Raw genomic sequence first — 17383 nt, forward strand, 5'->3', positions numbered from 1 at the left:
ACATACAAATAAATGACGGAATAAAAGGGAGGGAACGGGATGGCTTTCATAGAGGTAGAAGAGGGTGTGCACATCTACGTGGAGGATTTGTATCCAGAGGGCGATAAAACAGTGGTGTTTATTCACGGATGGCCAGTGAATCATCAGATGTATGAATATCAGACCACTTGGTTGCCAAGCTATGGATACCGTTGTGTCGGAGTAGATTTGCGCGGATTTGGTGATTCGGATCGTCCTTGGCAAGGATACTGTTACGATCGACTAGCAGACGACATTCACGTCATAATTGAGACGCTTTGTTTGGAAAATGTTACGTTGGTCGGACATTCGATGGGAGGAGCTATTTCCATTCGATATATGGCCCGACATAAAGGATACCAGGTGGGAAAACTGGCTTTGTTAGCAGCAGCAGCTCCATCGTTTGTTCAACGAAAGGATTATCCGTATGGAATGACCAAACGGCAAGTAGATGGATTAATCCATAAGACGTACACAGACCGACCAGCTATGATGCGTGACTTTGGAAATATCTTTTTCCACCTTCCTGTTAGTGAAGAGCTTCGTTTATGGTTTTGGGGGCTTGGTATGGCAGCTTCTAACCATGCTACAGCCATGACAGCAATGTCGTTGCGAGATGAGGATTTACGTTCCGACTTAGCTCAGATACATGTACCTACGGGAATTTTTCATGGAAAACATGATATGGTATGCCCATTTGAATTTGCTTTGGTGATGCATCAGGGAATATACGGATCGCAATTGTTTCCGTTTGAGCAGAGTGGGCATGGGGTATTTTATGAGGAATTAGCTCTTTTTCAACACAGATTTTTATCTTTTTTAGAGTCCTAACATTTTTTATAGGTTGAGTAGAGAGAACGAATGTATTAAAATGTATATCGTTGAATAATTATTTGTTTGTATGTAATATGACAAACTTCTGAGGAGACTTATGCAGACAGTTAAAAAAGACAACTATTTTCATATAGCTACATCTAAGCAGCTTATGAGTTTTCTGATCCCATCTATCATCGGGGTGTTATTATTTATTACCCCGGTTTCTATGGGTGGGCAAGTTACTATTCCAATAGCATTATTGTCCCGATTGTTGCAGGAGCAATTCGCTAATATTCTACCGCAGCTCGTAACAATCTTTATTAGTATTACAGCTCTATTGAGTTTGTGGGCCAAGCTATTTCGCCCAGCGGCTCTGACTACCAAAACCTCTTTCTGGACGACCTTATGCCGGGTTTCGCCTTTTTGGCTGGTAATGCGGGTGGTTGGAATGCTTCTGGCTATTTGCACATTGTTCCAAATAGGCCCAGAATGGATTTGGTCTGAAAGTACTGGTGGTATGCTTTTATACAATTTATTGCCGTTACTATTTACCGTTTTTTTATTCGCTGGTCTATTCATGCCTCTTTTAATGAATTTTGGGCTATTAGAATTTTGCGGTACGTTATGTATAAAAGTAATGCGTCCTTTATTCAAATTGCCGGGGCGATCCTCTGTCAATTGCATTACATCTTGGCTTGGGGACGGGACGATCGGCGTATTGCTTACTAGCAAGCAATACGAGCAGGGGTTTTACACGAAGCGTGAGGCTGCGGTTATTAGTACGACATTTTCGGCTGTATCTATTACGTTTTGCTTTGTTGTGCTGTCCCAAGTAAATCTTTCGCATATGTTTGTTCCGTTTTATCTGACTGTTACTTTTGCAGGGCTGATTTCGGCTATTATTATGCCGCGTATACCGCCATTATCACGTAAAGCAGATACGTACCATGAAGGTGTAATTCCACATCAGGAGGATGGAGAAAACGAACAATCGTTAGTAAAAAAAGGATTGAAACTAGCGGTGGCGAGAGCGGGGCAAAATAAAAGCATGTTTGCTTTTCTGCGAGAAGGCTCACACAATGTATTGGATCTGTGGCTTGGTGTTACGCCAATCATTATGGCAGTCGGAACCGTTGCGCTGATCATTGCGGATCAAACTCCTATTTTTGCTTGGCTAGGCTTGCCGTTTACTCCTTTGCTAGAGTTATTACAAATACCTGAAGCACAAGCGGCTTCGCAAACATTAGTTGCTGGTTTTGCTGATATGTTCTTGCCAACTGTACTTGCCAGCGGGATTCAGAGTGAGTTGACTAGATTTGTCGTTGCTTGTATTTCAGTTACTCAGCTAATCTATATGTCTGAAGTAGGTGGCCTGTTATTAGGCTCCAGATTGCCTGTTACAATCAAAGATCTTCTACTGATTTTTCTATTACGGACCTTAATTACATTACCAATTATAGCTGGTATAGCACATTTGTTGTTTTAAATTATGATAAGTTAGCGATGGTTCCATAAGAATCATCGCTTTTTTACTGCTCCTTGTTAAGAATTTGATATAATACCAAATAGACTTGCTATTTAGATAGAAAGGATAAAGCATATGAACAATACGGCTAAAGGAGCCAATCATTTTATAAAAGCAGCAGCTATCCTGGCGATTGCAGGATTAATTTCTAAGGTCCTAGGTGCAGCTTATAAAATTCCTTATCAAAACATTACAGGAGATATCGGTATGCATGTGTACGGTACCGTGTATCCGCTCTACACCACCTTAATTGCCTTGGCTACAGCTGGGTTCCCTCTAGCTATCTCCAAAATGATTGCAGATCGTCATGCAGTGGGAGATAGCAAGGGTGTACAACAAATCTTTCGAATTTCATCGCTTACTTTGGGAATATTAGGGGTTGTTTTCTTTTTACTAACCTTTATTACTGCACCAATGATTGCGAATTTGATCGGCGACCCTAATTTGACCAATCCGCTTCGAGCTATTTCAGTCTCACTAGTACTGGTACCACTAATAGCCAACACACGCGGATATTTCCAAGGTCATCAAAACATGCTTCCGACGGCTGTATCACAGGTGACAGAGCAATTCTTCCGGGTAATTATTATCATTGTGGGAGCTTATTTTGTGATGAAGCTCTATGGTGATCCTTATTTTGCTGGTACGATTGCCGTGTTTGCAGCAACCCCAGGAGCCATTATTGCTCTGTTGGTATTAGGCTATTTCTATCGAAAACAAAAACGAGAATTAATTGCTCTGCCAAATCAAGCGGGAGAACAGGCGGTAAGCTTATCAGATGGAGCGGTTTTTAAACGGATTATCACGTATGCGATTCCGATCTGTTTAGCTTCACTGGTGTTGCCGTTAATACCACTTGCCGATAGCTTTACCATAATTAATATGCTGGTGTACAAAGGAATAAATAACGAGGCGGCCATCTTATTAAAAGGTGCTTTTGACCGTTCTCAGCCTTTATTGCAGTTTGGAACATTCTTTGCTACATCTCTATCGCTTGCCATTGTACCATCAATAAGTGAAGCCATTGTCCGAAAACAAGATGATCTTATTCACTATCGTACACAAACAGCGATTCGGTTGACCTTCCTCTTGGGAGCGGCTGCTACAATAGGATTGGCTATCTTAGCAAAACCAATTAATATCATGTTATTTGGAGACGAAAATGGAACGCTTGCACTTGCCATCAATGCTTTCGCTATTCTTTTCTCAACACTTGGTATAGTATCCTCAGGTATCTTGCAAGGGATGGGGAAAGTGAACCTGCCACCTAAGTATTTATTAATTGGGGTACTTGTAAAATTTGTAGCGAACTTGATTTTATTGCCTCTTCTTGGCATTGCAGGTGCAGCGATCGGCACAGTGCTTGCTTACCTTGTATCAACGGTTTTAAACCTACGAGCCATTGGACGACTAACACAGGTGACTCAGCAGGACAAACAGAAATATGGTCGCTCGGTGCTGGCTGTAGTGATGATGGGGATCATTGTAGCTGTTGTTGCATTTGGACTGATGGCGGTATTACCTGCTGCAATTGGGAAGGGACGTCTGTTATATACCATTGTCTCTCTTGCTTCTGTAGGATTAGGAGTTCTTGTGTATGGAATTTCACTGATAAAGTTTGGCGGGGTTACTAGAGACGATATTCAATTCCTACCCAAGTCAGGTAAGATTTTGGCTTTATTGCAGAAGATGAGATTGCTAGAGAAAAAGTAGTAAATAGCTAAAAACTAGATAAATAAAAAACCAGCAAAGACCAATTCCTTGCTGGTTTTTTTGTGACAGTAGAGATGTAGCTTCCAACAATAACTCAAAAAGGCGAAGATAGGAGTTAGATCCTATTTCCGCTTGAACTACCTTCTATTTTGCTAGTAGATCAGCAAATGCTTTAGCATAGGCAGGTAGGTCGGGTGGTCGACGCGAGCCTACGATGTGTCCATCTACAACTACCTCTTCATCAACCCAAATCGCTCCGGCATTTTCAATATCATCCTTAATCCCTGGTGTAGAAGTCGTAGTTACACTTTTTAGAATTTTGGCCGAGATTAGTACCCATCCCGCATGGCAAATGTGACCAATTGGCTTTTTGGCCTGATCCATCTGTTGGATGAAGGAAATAATTTCTGGATAACGACGCAATTTATCTGGTGCCCATCCTCCTGGCACAAGTACAGCATCATAGTCTGATGCCTTCACCTCGGAGATTGATTTATCGGAGGTGCAAGGAACACCGTATTTACCCATATATGTTTTATTCGCTTCTGGTCCTACCAAATGAACAGTAGCCCCTTCTTCACGCAATCGATAAACTGGATACCATAGTTCCAAGTCTTCAAATTCATCTTCCACATAACAAACTACTTGTTTACCCTGTAAGCGCATGATTGCCCTCCTTGTATTTCCTACATCATTACCTTTCCTATTGTAACCGTTTCTGGTCGATGAGACTCGTTTTAATGTGCTCTTGCCTTACGTGATTTCAAAGATAAATCATCGTTCTAATCTTTTTAAACAAGTCGTATAAATCTGGATAAGGAAAGCCTCAGCATGTGACAAAAGAAAGGATGAAAAGATGCTTTACACGGAATTTATTGTGGATGTGATTTTACTTGGAACTGTGATTTTTGTAGTAGGAGCATTTTTTATCATAACGAGTGACCAGAAAAGAGAAAAACAGAAAAAGAAACATCAACAATAACCAACAACCAACAGCCAACACTCTTTTCACAGAACCATTTTATTTGTCTATGTTCGAATAAAATGCGATCAGTTACTAATCTAATGGTCTTTTAAATTCGAACAGCACATGTTCTTGGGTATAACGAGAAGATGTGCTATTTATATTTATAAAATAACTGGAAATGACGTGGAGTTTGATGAAACCTTTTTCATATAGAGGTAGGTTTTTTAGCTATCAATTATATTAGATTGTTTTTCTGATAGAGATGGTTTTTGGCTTAACAAGAAAACCATGATGAGAACAGATAGAGTTCCTACAGATTGGAAAAATCCAAACGGTACATGTAAAAACAGGACGGACGTAATAATAGCTGCCAGTGGCTCTGTACAACCTAGCAAACTTGTTTCTTTTGGAGTAATATATCTAATACTTTCAAGATAGAGATAAAAAGCAATTAATGTACCAAAAATAACAACGAATCCAATTAATAAAAAGGCTTCTAATGTTACATTCTCAATACGAGCTAGCAATACGAATCTTTTTGTGGAGATAAAGTGTAAGATGGTTAATCCAATTCCCCCGATAATCATGCCCCAGCCAACCACTATAGAGGAGGCCCATTTTTCCAATAAGCCCTTTGAATAAAGTGTATAGAACGCCAAAGATAAACCAGATAAAATGCCCCATATGATTGCTGGCTTCGATACTGTTAAATTATCTGTTGATCCATTTGTAAGTAATAAAAAGGTTCCTAATAAGGCTAACAAAATAGAAACAGCATCTTTTTTGGTTGGAATATTTTTACATTTTATAATAAGATAGAAAGTAATAAAAATAGGTGCTAAGTACTGTAATAAAGTTGCTACAGCAGCATTTCCTTCGTTAATCGAGGCAAAATATGTGTACTGAACTCCTAACATGCCTAATACCCCGAACAGAAGAATTTTTATTGATTCTTTTTTGTTCTTCCAAATCCCAAATATTTGATATCTATTTGAACTACATGATGACAGAAGCAACAAGATCATGCCTGAAATCAATAGTCGGACCGTAACTAGCCACTCTGTAGAAATGTTTACTTGTTGGAAAAGCTGTTGAGCAACGGTACCTGATATCCCCCATAAACCAGCACCTGTAACTACCATGATCATTCCCTTCATTCGATTCCTAGCTACTGCTTTCAAATAAAAACCTCCTTTTTACAAAAAAACCAAAAAACTACAAATATATAATGAAATATATCATGAGTGATGTTAAAATGAAATGGGTTAAAAAGATTATAAATATTTTAAATTTTTTGCAGATAGGTTTCGTATATATAGGTAGCTGATCATTTCAATTTAGCTGTAAAGGAGGAATTAATGTGTTATCTGAGCTAAAAGTAGTACCAATTAGTCAAGTATTTTTACATGAAGAATACGAAGTAGAAAGGTTAGAAAAACTTTGCAGCAAAATTAAAAACGAGCAAAAAGTTAAAAATCCTCCTATCGCTTTGCAACTTGAACATGACAAATATTTGATTCTTGATGGGGCTCATCGCACATTATCTTTACAAAAATTAAATTGTAAACGAATTGTGATACAGGTGGTTGATTTGGAATACCTCTCCATAGAAGCTTGGGCTCATCACATTTTAGATGCGGATAATCTCATTGAGGAATTACTACAGAACCCAGATTTATTGTGGAGAAAGGAAAAATATGCTGTAGATCCGATTGCGACCCTTTTCGTTAGGAATGAGAAGCACTATGTATACACTGCTTCAGATTTTCACATGGATGTAAAAAAGAGGATTAAGATTTGGAAGGAGATCGTTAATTCTTATTCCAGTAAATATAAATTTGATCGTATAACAGCAGGGCAATCGCCTGTTGATAGAGGCATTGTTTTTCAATATCCTGCTTTTCATATTGATCAAATTAAAAATATAGTGGTTGAAAACCTCCTTTTACCAGCAGGTGTAACAAAATTTATCCTTACTTGTGGGCGGATTTTGAATTTAAACATTCCGCTCAGTTTTTTAATTCGAGAAGATTACGTAGAAGAGGATTGGTTCGAATTGCTGGAATTATGGAGGACTTCTATAAGGCTTTATACTGATCCAGTTTTTTTGTGTGAAATTTAGGAGGAAAATGTAAAAAAAGGGGAGGAGACTTTAGGTGGAGACCAAAAAGGCTAAAGCTCATCTATTACTGACAGAGGGAAGTTTTCACGCTGTCTATTTAATTAGGGATTGGTATGAAAGCTTTAAAGATACAACTTCATTCAAGGGTATTGTTATTAGAGACACGCAAGATACCAGCGGGCAAAAGGTACAATTTCACAGTACCTACTCTGGTAAAAAGCAACTCACAGAGAGTGAATACAATGAGCTTCTTTTGTTATATGGAACCATCAGTGAAGCAGAAAAAAGCATGATGACATTATACGGAATCCCTTCCTATCCTGCTGAGGTCATTCCGCATGTCCATTATAGTGGACCCAATTTGAATCATGCTGATATGGAAGTGTTCATAGCTAATTTGGCCAAAGAGTATGATCTTACTGTATACATTTTTTTGGATCAAATTTTAAAACCTTGGTGGATTGAGTATACAGATGGCAACATTATTAATGCTCATTCAGCCGTTCTCCCCTATGCGAGAGGAATGTATGCCATCGAAAATATGGCTGTAAAAGGTAATGAGAAAGACTTTCAAAGAGCTGCTGGAGCTTCCATACATTATGTGGATAACGGAATAGATACAGGTCCAATCATTAGAGCGGTAAGGATAAAGGAACCTTTTCGTTATGAATCTATTTGGGAAGTTAAAGCTACTTGCTATCAATTAGCTTTTGAGCTTTTGGTCAATCAGGCGAGAGTAGAATTTGAGAACCCTGATTTGCAATATGTAGGGATCAAATGTGATGTAAGTAGCTTGGGAGAAAATTTTTTAAGTAAAAATTTTGATGAGGATAAAAAGAAGATAGCCCAGGAACAATTTCTATCAATGAAAAAGTCTCAAATGTCATTTAAAAAAGCATGGGAGGCGAGAACATGATTTATGAAAGTGCTCTAGAACTAATAGGAAATACACCGGTTGTTAAGCTTAAACATTTAGTACAGCGTGAAAATAGCGAATTGTTCGTAAAACTAGAGGGCTTTAATCCTGGTGGTAGCTCAAAAGATAGGGTTGCCAAACGTATCATTGAGTTTGCTGAAAAAAATGGACATTTGAAACCAAATGGAACAATTGTTGAGTCCTCATCAGGCAATCTGGCTATAGGACTAGCTATGGTGGCTAAGATGAAAGGCTATCAAATGATTTGTGTAGTAGACCCTAAGATTAGCAAGGTCAATTTGAACCTGATTAAAGCATTTGGAGCACAGGTTCATATGGTAGATAAGTCAGATGAGCATGGTAATTATTTGAAAACAAGATTGGCTACGGCACAACTATTAGAGAGCTCGATAGAGGGGGCTTATTGGCCAAATCAATATAACAATCCAGAAAATCCTAAAGCGTATATGCAGTCATTAGCCCGTGAAATCCATAGTGATTTTCAGGATACATTAGATTGGATTGTATGCCCGGTCGGTACAGCAGGATTAATAACAGGAGTAGCAACGGAAATGAAAAAACTAAGCCCTTCTGTGAAAATTTTAGCTGTAGACGCTGTAGGATCGGTGATTTTTGGTGGGCAACCAGGTCCGCGAAGATTGCTTGGTATTGGAAATGCAATCGTTCCCGGCAATTTAGATAAAAGTTTGTATGATCAATTAAGCTATGTAAATGATGCAGATGCGTTTTATATCACAAGGCAACTAGTATTACAGGAAGGACTACTTGTTGGTGGGTCATCAGGGGCAACTGTTTGTGCTGCTTTACGCTTACTGGAGGATTTACCTAAAGGACAAAGAGTATTAGCAATTCTGCCTGACAGGGGAGATAGATACTATAGCACCATTTTTTCAGATGAATGGATGAGCGAACATGAAATTACATTGCCTACATCCATTTATAAATCTGTTTCGATTAAATAAAGCGATAGTGATAAAGGAGTGGTTATGATGTTAGTGGAAACAAAGCCAGAATTAATCTATCTGAACAAGCAAGATATTATTAATGTAGGTGGCTATAAGTCTGAGATATACGTTCAAGCTATAAAACAAGCTCTTGCACTACATTCAGAAAAGAACTTTAGTCAGCCATTAAAACCGTATTTGAAGACAAATAAAAAAGATGAACATATCGCAGATCGAATCATAGCTATGCCGGCCTACTTAGGAGAGCCTTCTATTTCAGGAATCAAGTGGATTGGAAGTAAGTTTTCAAATCCTACGAAAAAGAACATGGAAAGAGCTAGTGCTTTGATCATTTTAAACGATCCTGAAACGAACTTCCCCATTGCGATTTTAGAGGGCAGTGTTATCAGTGCCATGAGAACTGCGGCAGTAACAGTAGTAGCAACGGAATATTTGGCTAAAAAAGGGTTCCAACATTTATCCGTTATAGGTTGTGGATTAATTGCTAAGATGCAAATAAATTCTTTATTGGAACAGTTTGACCATATAAAGAACGTACATTTGTTTGATTTAGATTTACAAAAGGCTGAGATGTTCGGTAAGGAGATGCAGCAGCGCTTTAGTCATGTTGTATTCCAAATTCATCAATCAGCTCAAAGTGCGGTAGAGAATGCTGAAGTTTTAGTCACTTGCACAGTAACAGACCAGCCTTATATTAAAGCAGAGTGGATTCAAAAAGGGACTTTTGTAAGTAACATTTCTATTATGGATATAGAGAAGGAAGCTTTCTTACGGGCGGATAAAGTGGTTGTTGATGACTGGGATCAATCCAATCGAGAGAAAAAAATTATTAATCAATTAGTATTAGAAGGAAAGTTTTCAAAAGAAATGCTACATGCAGAGCTAGGGGATATTATTACTAATAAAAAAGCAGGCCGAGAAACCGATGACGAGATCATCATTCTAAATCCGATGGGGATGGCTATAGAGGATATCTCTTGCGCCTATGAAATATATAAAAAAGCACGGCAAGAAAAAATCGGCACAACATTGAGCCTGTACTAAATGGAATGAAAAATAAGTAATGGGCTAGGCCGTATGAGAAAATGATTTTGTAATGGACAAAGAAGCACATTTTTGACGCTAGTAGTCAAACAATGTGCTTTTTTTTATTTACCTTATTTCTTTTCCACGCTTTACATATACATGGTGTAGAGGAGAAAAGGAGGGATCTTGGATGAACCAGGAGGAACAACGTCAACTGGAGTATGCGATTGATGAAATAACGGAAATTGCCAAAGGGTTTGGCTTAGATTTTTATCCCATGCGGTATGAGATATGCCCAGCAGAGATTATTTATACATTTGGGGCCTATGGTATGCCAACCAGATATTCGCATTGGTCATTTGGGAAAAGCTTCTATAAAATGAAGCTTCAGTATGATTTAAATCTCAGCAAAATTTATGAATTAGTGATTAACTCTAATCCATGCTATGCTTTTTTATTAGACGGAAATAGCTTGATCCAAAATAAATTAATCGTGGCCCATGTACTGGCTCACTGCGATTTTTTCAAGAATAACGTACGCTTTAGCAATACCAATCGCAATATGGTAGAGAGCATGGCAGCTAGTGCTGATCGTATTCGGGAATACGAGATTGCCTATGGAAAAGAGAAAGTGGAGGAGCTGTTGGATGCTTGCATCGGGATTCAGGAACATATTGATCCAAGACTGATCCAGCCCAACAAAGAAAGAGCAAAACCATATGGAAATGAGACGGATGCACCTAAGATTTCTAAGCCTAGTTCGCCCTATGATGATTTATGGAAGTTAGATCAAGCAGACCTACAAACAGATGTTGCTTCTAATCAAACACAACGGTTTCCAGCGCAACCGGAGAAAGATCTGCTCTGGTTTATCCAGGAATATAGCCCATATTTGGCACCATGGCAACGCGATATCATGACTATTATACGCGATGAGATGCTATATTTTTGGCCACAAATGGAAACGAAGATTATGAATGAAGGCTGGGCATCCTTTTGGCATTGTCGGATTCTTCGGGAGATGGATTTGACCGAAGCTGAAACAATCGAGTTTGCTAAGCTACACTCTTCAGTGATACAGCCATCTACTACCAGCATTAATCCGTATCATTTAGGTCTGAAAATGTTTGAGGATATTGAGATGCGTTTTAATAATCCTACGAAAGAAGAACAGGAGCGTTTCGGTCGCAAGCCAAATCAAGGACTGGAAAAAATCTTTGAGGTGCGTGAACTGGATGGAGATATTTCGTTTATCCGTAACTATCTGACAGAAGACCTCGTAAGGCAATTGGATATGTATACATTCGGAAAGCAGGGGAACGATTGGGTGATCACACAAAAACAGTGGGAGCTGGTGCGTGATCAATTAGCACTTTCCCGTGTAAATGGAGGCTTCCCGTACTTGATCGTACAAGATGGAGACTACCTCCGTAGCGGAGAATTGTATATCAAGCATCTATATGAGGGATTGGAGCTAGATGTGAAATACGTTGAGAAAACCTTACCGTACGTCTTCACATTATGGGGTAAAAATGTACACATCGAAACTACATTGGATGATCGAGCTGTGGTCTTTAGCTATGATGGAAAAAAGGTTCATCGGCGGTTTTTATAGGATGTAGGAAATCAGTGTGGTACATTCATGTCTGTATATTTACATCTCGAATCATCTGTAAGGATGAGACGGGATGTTTTTTGTTTTCTTGACTATTCATAAAATCCTCTCTATTATCGACAATTTACCAATCTTTTTTGATAACAATATTACATATCTATGAAGTTTAGTATAATGGGTAAAATAGCGTAAAAAACTAAGGAGTAATCTGTCAGTTGCATAGAGAAACATAGCGACTCAGGGGGTATAGCACCTTAGCCTATTCATAAGTAACTAGACATCTCGAGCAGAAGGAGCTTAGCCTGTTCATGAACAAACCTGGCAAAAGGAAGTTGCAGCTTAGCTTACACACAAAAATTATTTTGCTTATTGGAATTGTCGTTATTAGTTCTCTATTGGTTACAAATATGCTGATTAGCAGGGATATTGCTAGTCAAACCAAGGATAGCTTGTCTGAGAAGGTGACCGATATTGGGCGGATTGTAGCTAATTCGGTCGTTGTTATTGAGGGATTAACAGGCAAGCGAGATCAAGCAGAAATTCAGACCTATTCTAATCGGATCAAAGATTTGACGAATGTGAGCTTTGTGGTCGTGCTTGATATGAATTTAATTAGAAAATCTCACCCTCTTCCTTCCAGAGTAGGACAATCCTTTATGGACCGGGAAGATGCGAATGCTTCATTATCTGGCAAAGAATACATCTCCATCGCAGTAGGAGTACTGGGCGAGGCATTACGAGTATTTACGCCTGTATATGATAATAATGGCAAACAGATTGGTGTTGTGACTGTCGGCATCGCATTAGATGATGTAGGAAAAGCAGTTAAGCAGAGCCGATCGGTGATTTACCTAAGCATGATACTTGGAATTGCGATTGGTATTATTGGAGCGTTGCTGTTTGCCAGACATATTAAAAAGATTTTGTTTGGACTAGAGCCTTTTGCTATTGCGAAAGTGCTAGAAGAACAAAGTGCGATGCTTCAATCCGTCCGTGAAGGTGTTATAGCTGTGGATCGGGAAGGGATCATTACCTTGGTCAATTCGGAGGCGCGCCGGTTATTACAACTAGCAGATAGCTCTGAGGAAATCGTAGGCAAGTGTGCGAGTGATCACATGTGGATATTGGAGGAAACCTTGCGTACGGGCAAGGCACAGTTGGATGAGCATTACAGTATCAATGGAATCTCACTTGTGATTAACTGTGTACCAGTAGTTGTTGATGATTATGTAGTAGGAGTTGTGGCTACTTTCCGAGATAAGACAGAAATACAACAACTGGTAGAACAAATTACAGGAATCCAGCTCTACGCCGATGCGCTTCGGGCCAAATCGCACGAATTTAAAAATAAATTGCATGTTATTCAAGGCATGATACACATGGGCTATTATGACCAGCTCAATGAATATATTAAACAAATTTCAATCCAACACCAAAAAGAAATTGGGTTTATTGTGAGAAGGATTAAGAGTTCAGTTTTCGCTGGATTTCTATTGGGAAAAATAAGCGATGCTAGAGAAGATGATGTAGAGCTGATCTTAAACGAAGAGAGTTATTTAGCTGAAACTGAAGATTCAGAGCTGATTCATTCTCTCATTACCATTGTCGGAAATCTGATTAATAACGCTATGGAAGCTTCTATACATGCAGAGGTTAAAAAAGTAGAGCTCAAAATTGAACAAACAGAAGAACAGATTTTAATTGAACTAACCGATAGCGGACAAGGAATTCCACCAACATTTAGACGAGAAATTTTTGTTAAGGGTTTTTCGACTAAAGGAGAAAATAGAGGATTGGGGCTGTATTTTGTTACTCAGCATGTGGATAAGTGGAAAGGTGAGATTGCTATCCATTCTGTTGAGGGAAAAGGAACGAGCTTTGTAATAGCCCTGCCTTACAAAATGAAGGATGAGTATGATGATTAAGGTGCTAATCGTAGAAGATGACCCAATGGTTGCAGAATTTAATAAAAGATACTTAGAGATGGTGGAAGGCTTCACCGTTCAAGCTGTGGCCAATGATGTTAACAAGGCTTTAGAGATGATTGACGAGATAGAGGTTGATCTTGTACTTCTTGATGTTTATTTGCCTGGCAAGAGTGGATTTGACTTTCTCACACAAATCCGTCAAAGAGAAAGAAGTATTGATGTCATTATGATCACAGCAGCGTGTGATACGAAAAGCATTAATAAGGCGTTGCAATTTGGTGCTGTTGATTATTTAATTAAGCCATTTGAGTTTGAACGCTTACAGGAGGCCCTTCAAGGTTATAAAGAGAAAGCTAGCGTGATGAAACGTCAAAAAAAATTAAGTCAAACCGATTTGGATAAATTATTGTTAGCCAAGGATAAAGACCATGTCCATATGTTATTGGACCTTCCAAAAGGATTGACGCGTACGACATTACAATTAATTTGGGATCATATTACCGAAAGAAGAGGGCAAGCATTTTCCACGGAAGAAATGGCTCACGAAGTAGGTATATCGCGTGTATCTATGCGGAAATACTTGAACTTTTTAAGCGAAATCGGAGTGTTAAAGGCTGAAATTATGTATGGGACCGTTGGACGTCCAGTGTGTAAGCACCGGACAGTCGAAGATAGTAGCGAGCGCATGAAACAATATATGTAAGAAAAAGGCGACTAGCATTTGACTGGTCGCCTTTTTTTATTTTTAAAAGCAGATATTTTCTTTGTTTGGTTACATTAGTTACATAATCAGTTTAATAAGTTAGATAAGGTAGGCAGAATAGAAAAGTAGGATTATGATAGAACCATAAGGAATGTGAATTGATTCACAAAGGTAAAACAAATAACTTACTTATTTTTTTGAGCCATAATGTGAAAGTATTCACATTTGCAATACAAGGGGGAGTGCTCGATGAATATCGGGGAAATTTTTATTAGCACATTAACAGATAGCAAGATTGTTAGTGCCATTAGTTCTTCAGTCTTTATTATTTTCTTAGGATTCTTTTTACGTAAGAAAGAAGTGCTATCAAAGCAAACAGCTAAGATTTTAAGCAACGTTATCTTATCTGTAGCTCTTCCAGCACTAGCATTTACGGCTTTTATGACCGACATCAATACAGAATCCTTGAAGCAAGGGATTAACCTTCTGATTTGGGGAATCTTGGTCTACATCGTACTAATCATTGTTACTAAACCACTGTTTGCGAAATATGCAGGCGATAAACAAGATGTACTACGTGTTCTAACGATCTTTGGTTCCACTACCTTCTTCGGGATTCCAATTGTACAAGTTATGTATGGTGCAGTTGGTGTTATGTTCGCTTCTATCTTTAACATTGGATATCGCATTTTCCTTTACTCTTACGGCTATATCAAGATGTCTGGTTTAAAAATGGAAGCAAAAAATATCAAAACAATGTTTTTAAATCCAATCGTATTAGCTACCTTTGCTGGATTGTTTATCTGGATGTTCCAAAATTATATTCCACAGGTTCACATGATGGCAGATGGAAAAGAAGTAAGCTACGCATTCCTACGCATAGACCAAACAGCCTTGTGGTTATTTAAACCAATGGATTATCTAGCTAAATTAGCTTCTCCACTTGCTTGGTTGTCTATCGGTGCTACTCTTGCTGAGATTTCTCTAAAAGACGCTGTAAAAGTAAAAGATGCTTGGTACTACAGCTTAAACAAAGTTGTCATCGTTCCGATTGTTAATATCGTGATCTTGACTGTCCTAACAATGACTGGTCTATTGCCAATCTCTCATGTAGCTTTGGCAACGGTAGTAATCATGATGGCTACACCAACAGCAACAGTAGCAGCAGCTTATGCCATCAGCTTTGATAAAGAGGCAGTATTAACATCTAACTGCTCCTTGTTATCCACAATACTTGGTGTGCTAGCAATGCCTTTATGGATTGTTGTCCTAGAAATGATTAAATCTTTGGGACTGTTTGTATAAAAGAAATAGCGAAAAACTAGAGAAAATGGCAAGTAGGTTCACAAAAGAGAGGGAGGATTTCAAATGAAAACAGTTAATTTAGTTTGCTATGGTGTACGTGATGTAGAGGTTGAATTCTTTCAAAAACTAAACAAATTCAATTATAATTTAACACTAGTAACAGATTTAATGAATGATACAAATGTTGAGATGGCTAAAGGTGCAGATGCGGTTATGGTTCGCGGTAATTGTAAGGCGACTCGTACGAATATCGAAAAATTAGCTAGCTACGGAGTGAAATATTTACTCACTAGAACGGTAGGTTTTAACCATATTGATCTACAAGCGGTGAAGGATTGTGGTATGAAAGCAGCTCGCGTACCAGCTTATTCTCCAAATGCGATTTCTGAATTAGCACTTACACTTGGCATGATGTTGATGCGCAATGCTTCTTATACAGCTAATAAAACAAAAGATAAAGACTTCACAGTAGATGCTTCTATGTTTAGTAAGGAAATTCGCAATTGCACTGTAGGTATCTTGGGTACAGGTAAAATTGGCTTAACAACTGCTAGATTATTCAAAGGCTTGGGAGCTCATGTAGTAGCATACGACGTTTTTGAAAATGAAGCAGCTAAAATCATTGTAGATTATCTTCCTCTAGATGAAGTATTAGCGAAATCTGACTTAATATCTGTCCATGTTCCGTTCTTCAAGGATCAGAATTACAAAATGATTAACGACGAGTTCCTAGCGAAAATGAAAGATCAAGCTGTGCTGATCAACACATCTCGCGGTGAGTTGCAAGATAATGAAGCAATTCTACGAGCTTTAGAAACAAATAAACTAGCTGGTTTCGGTACCGACGTATTTGAAAATGAATCTACTTTCTTCTTCAAAAACTTGAAGGATCAGGCTTTGCCTAATGAAACAATTGAAAAGCTAATCAACATGTTCCCGCGAGTGCTGGTAACACCACATATCGGTTCTTACACAGATGAAGCGCTCACAAACATGGTAGAAATCTCTTATGAGAACCTGTATAGCTTCCTTACTGCGGGAAGATGTGATAACGAAGTAGCATAACAATTTTGTAAAAGTAATAGTCTCTTTGCAAGTAGCCACCTTTCATCTGGGTAGAGAAAGGTGGCTGTTTTTATTTGACCAATTAGCTCTATTGAATATGTAGTTGTTTCTGAGCTGGTTCTGGAATGTCTTTAATGGCTACGTTATCAAGATTTGTCACATCGCCTTGATGATTTATTGTGAATTTAACTAAAGAGCCTTCTGGTATTTTAGAATCCGCGATGTAAGTAAGGATTTTTTTATTTCCATCTTTATCATAGGTGGGGAGATTATATTTCTTGCCTTGATTGGTTACATCTTTACCTTCACTTAACATGGCAGCATAAAACTCTGTTTCATTACCTAAAACATTGTATTGATCCCGCTCACAACCCGCCAAAGCCACACTTCCTAGTAAAAGAGCAATGATAAGGCTTAGATTCTTTTTCAATACAAAAACGTCCTTTCTACAGTCATAGTGGGTATGGATTCCTTTTACTATGTAACCGTTCAGCTGAGAAGTCTTCCACTTCAAGCGCTAGCTAAGCGATAAGTAGTTCACCAAGTCAATAGGTTCCCCTTCTTACAATCACTAAAGTTATACAAAACATACGAAATATTCATTTAATTGTCAATGTTTTTGGGAGTTCTAAAATAGAAAAGCCATCCTCAGCTTTCCCACAACTTTTCCTTATGGTG

The 17383-nt window shown here is 38.5% G+C and carries 16 protein-coding genes; 13 read left to right on the plus strand and 3 right to left on the minus strand.

The annotated features are described in order from the left end of the window. Nucleotides 1-39 precede the first annotated feature (39 nt). The 3 genes from ACQV1I_RS04840 (at nt 40) to ACQV1I_RS04850 (ending at nt 4072) form a co-directional block, all read left to right on the plus strand. On the plus strand, nt 40-849 hold the full coding sequence (locus tag ACQV1I_RS04840) for an alpha/beta fold hydrolase (protein ID WP_116332921.1): 810 nt from the start codon (nt 40-42) through the stop codon (nt 847-849). A gap of 100 nt (nt 850-949) precedes the next feature. Beyond that, nucleotides 950-2320, plus strand: coding sequence for a YjiH family protein (locus tag ACQV1I_RS04845; RefSeq protein ID WP_116332923.1), 1371 nt, complete (start codon nt 950-952; stop codon nt 2318-2320). 114 nt (nt 2321-2434) lie between these two features. Next, complete coding sequence (locus ACQV1I_RS04850) at nt 2435-4072, plus strand: putative polysaccharide biosynthesis protein (RefSeq protein WP_116332924.1); 1638 nt, start codon at nt 2435-2437, stop codon at nt 4070-4072. A 144-nt stretch (nt 4073-4216) separates the two neighbouring features. On the opposite strand, the gene ACQV1I_RS04855 is transcribed toward ACQV1I_RS04850, so the two are convergent. After that, nucleotides 4217-4738, minus strand: a complete 522-nt coding sequence (locus ACQV1I_RS04855; protein ID WP_094700694.1) for a type 1 glutamine amidotransferase domain-containing protein — start codon at nt 4736-4738, stop codon at nt 4217-4219. Between the two features lie 190 nt (nt 4739-4928). Between ACQV1I_RS04855 and ACQV1I_RS04860 the strand changes: the two genes are divergently transcribed. Next, nucleotides 4929-5054 carry a hypothetical protein gene (locus ACQV1I_RS04860; RefSeq protein WP_018671527.1) on the plus strand — a complete coding sequence of 42 codons (126 nt, stop codon included), beginning with the start codon at nt 4929-4931 and terminating at the stop codon, nt 5052-5054. 209 nt (nt 5055-5263) lie between these two features. Here ACQV1I_RS04860 and ACQV1I_RS04865 read toward each other — a convergent pair whose 3' ends face one another. Then, nucleotides 5264-6196 (minus strand): DMT family transporter, encoded by a 933-nt coding sequence (locus tag ACQV1I_RS04865; protein ID WP_116333264.1) that lies wholly within the window; start codon nt 6194-6196, stop codon nt 5264-5266. A 203-nt stretch (nt 6197-6399) separates the two neighbouring features. On the opposite strand from ACQV1I_RS04865, the gene ACQV1I_RS04870 reads away from it, so the two are divergent. From ACQV1I_RS04870 to ACQV1I_RS04910, 9 genes are all read left to right on the plus strand, one after another. Then, nucleotides 6400-7161, plus strand: coding sequence for a ParB N-terminal domain-containing protein (locus tag ACQV1I_RS04870; RefSeq protein WP_116332925.1), 762 nt, complete (start codon nt 6400-6402; stop codon nt 7159-7161). Between the two features lie 34 nt (nt 7162-7195). Next, nucleotides 7196-8077: a formyltransferase family protein gene (locus ACQV1I_RS04875; RefSeq protein WP_094700692.1), complete on the plus strand. Its 882-nt coding sequence runs from the start codon at nt 7196-7198 to the stop codon at nt 8075-8077. Then, complete coding sequence (gene sbnA / locus ACQV1I_RS04880; RefSeq protein WP_018671523.1) at nt 8074-9060, plus strand: 2,3-diaminopropionate biosynthesis protein SbnA; 987 nt, start codon at nt 8074-8076, stop codon at nt 9058-9060. Before ACQV1I_RS04875 ends, sbnA begins: the two co-directional genes overlap by 4 nt. A 27-nt stretch (nt 9061-9087) precedes the next feature. Then, on the plus strand, nt 9088-10107 hold the full coding sequence (gene sbnB, locus ACQV1I_RS04885; RefSeq protein WP_094700691.1) for a 2,3-diaminopropionate biosynthesis protein SbnB: 1020 nt from the start codon (nt 9088-9090) through the stop codon (nt 10105-10107). A gap of 172 nt (nt 10108-10279) precedes the next feature. Further along, nucleotides 10280-11704: a SpoVR family protein gene (locus ACQV1I_RS04890; RefSeq protein ID WP_116332927.1), complete on the plus strand. Its 1425-nt coding sequence runs from the start codon at nt 10280-10282 to the stop codon at nt 11702-11704. 308 nt (nt 11705-12012) lie between these two features. After that, on the plus strand, nt 12013-13629 hold the full coding sequence (gene dcuS / locus ACQV1I_RS04895; RefSeq protein ID WP_094700689.1) for a DcuS/MalK family sensor histidine kinase: 1617 nt from the start codon (nt 12013-12015) through the stop codon (nt 13627-13629). Beyond that, entirely contained in the window at nt 13622-14335 is a 714-nt protein-coding gene (locus ACQV1I_RS04900; RefSeq protein ID WP_116332929.1) for a response regulator, read from the plus strand. The genes dcuS and ACQV1I_RS04900 overlap by 8 nt, the downstream gene beginning before the upstream one ends. 249 nt (nt 14336-14584) lie before the next feature. Next, on the plus strand, nt 14585-15640 hold the full coding sequence (locus ACQV1I_RS04905) for an AEC family transporter (protein WP_094700687.1): 1056 nt from the start codon (nt 14585-14587) through the stop codon (nt 15638-15640). Nucleotides 15641-15703: 63 nt separating this feature from the next. Next, nucleotides 15704-16705 carry a 2-hydroxyacid dehydrogenase gene (locus tag ACQV1I_RS04910; protein ID WP_094700686.1) on the plus strand — a complete coding sequence of 334 codons (1002 nt, stop codon included), beginning with the start codon at nt 15704-15706 and terminating at the stop codon, nt 16703-16705. An 88-nt stretch (nt 16706-16793) separates the two neighbouring features. Here the strand turns inward: ACQV1I_RS04910 and ACQV1I_RS04915 are convergent, their stop codons facing one another. Next, the gene (locus tag ACQV1I_RS04915; protein WP_094700685.1) at nt 16794-17135 is read right to left on the minus strand and encodes a YxeA family protein; all 342 of its coding nucleotides are present in this window, start codon (nt 17133-17135) and stop codon (nt 16794-16796) included. Nucleotides 17136-17383 lie beyond the last annotated feature (248 nt).

It is taken from the genome of Brevibacillus sp. JB24b (assembly GCF_051713385.1).
GTDB classification, from domain to species: Bacteria; Bacillota; Bacilli; order Brevibacillales; family Brevibacillaceae; genus Brevibacillus_B; species Brevibacillus_B laterosporus.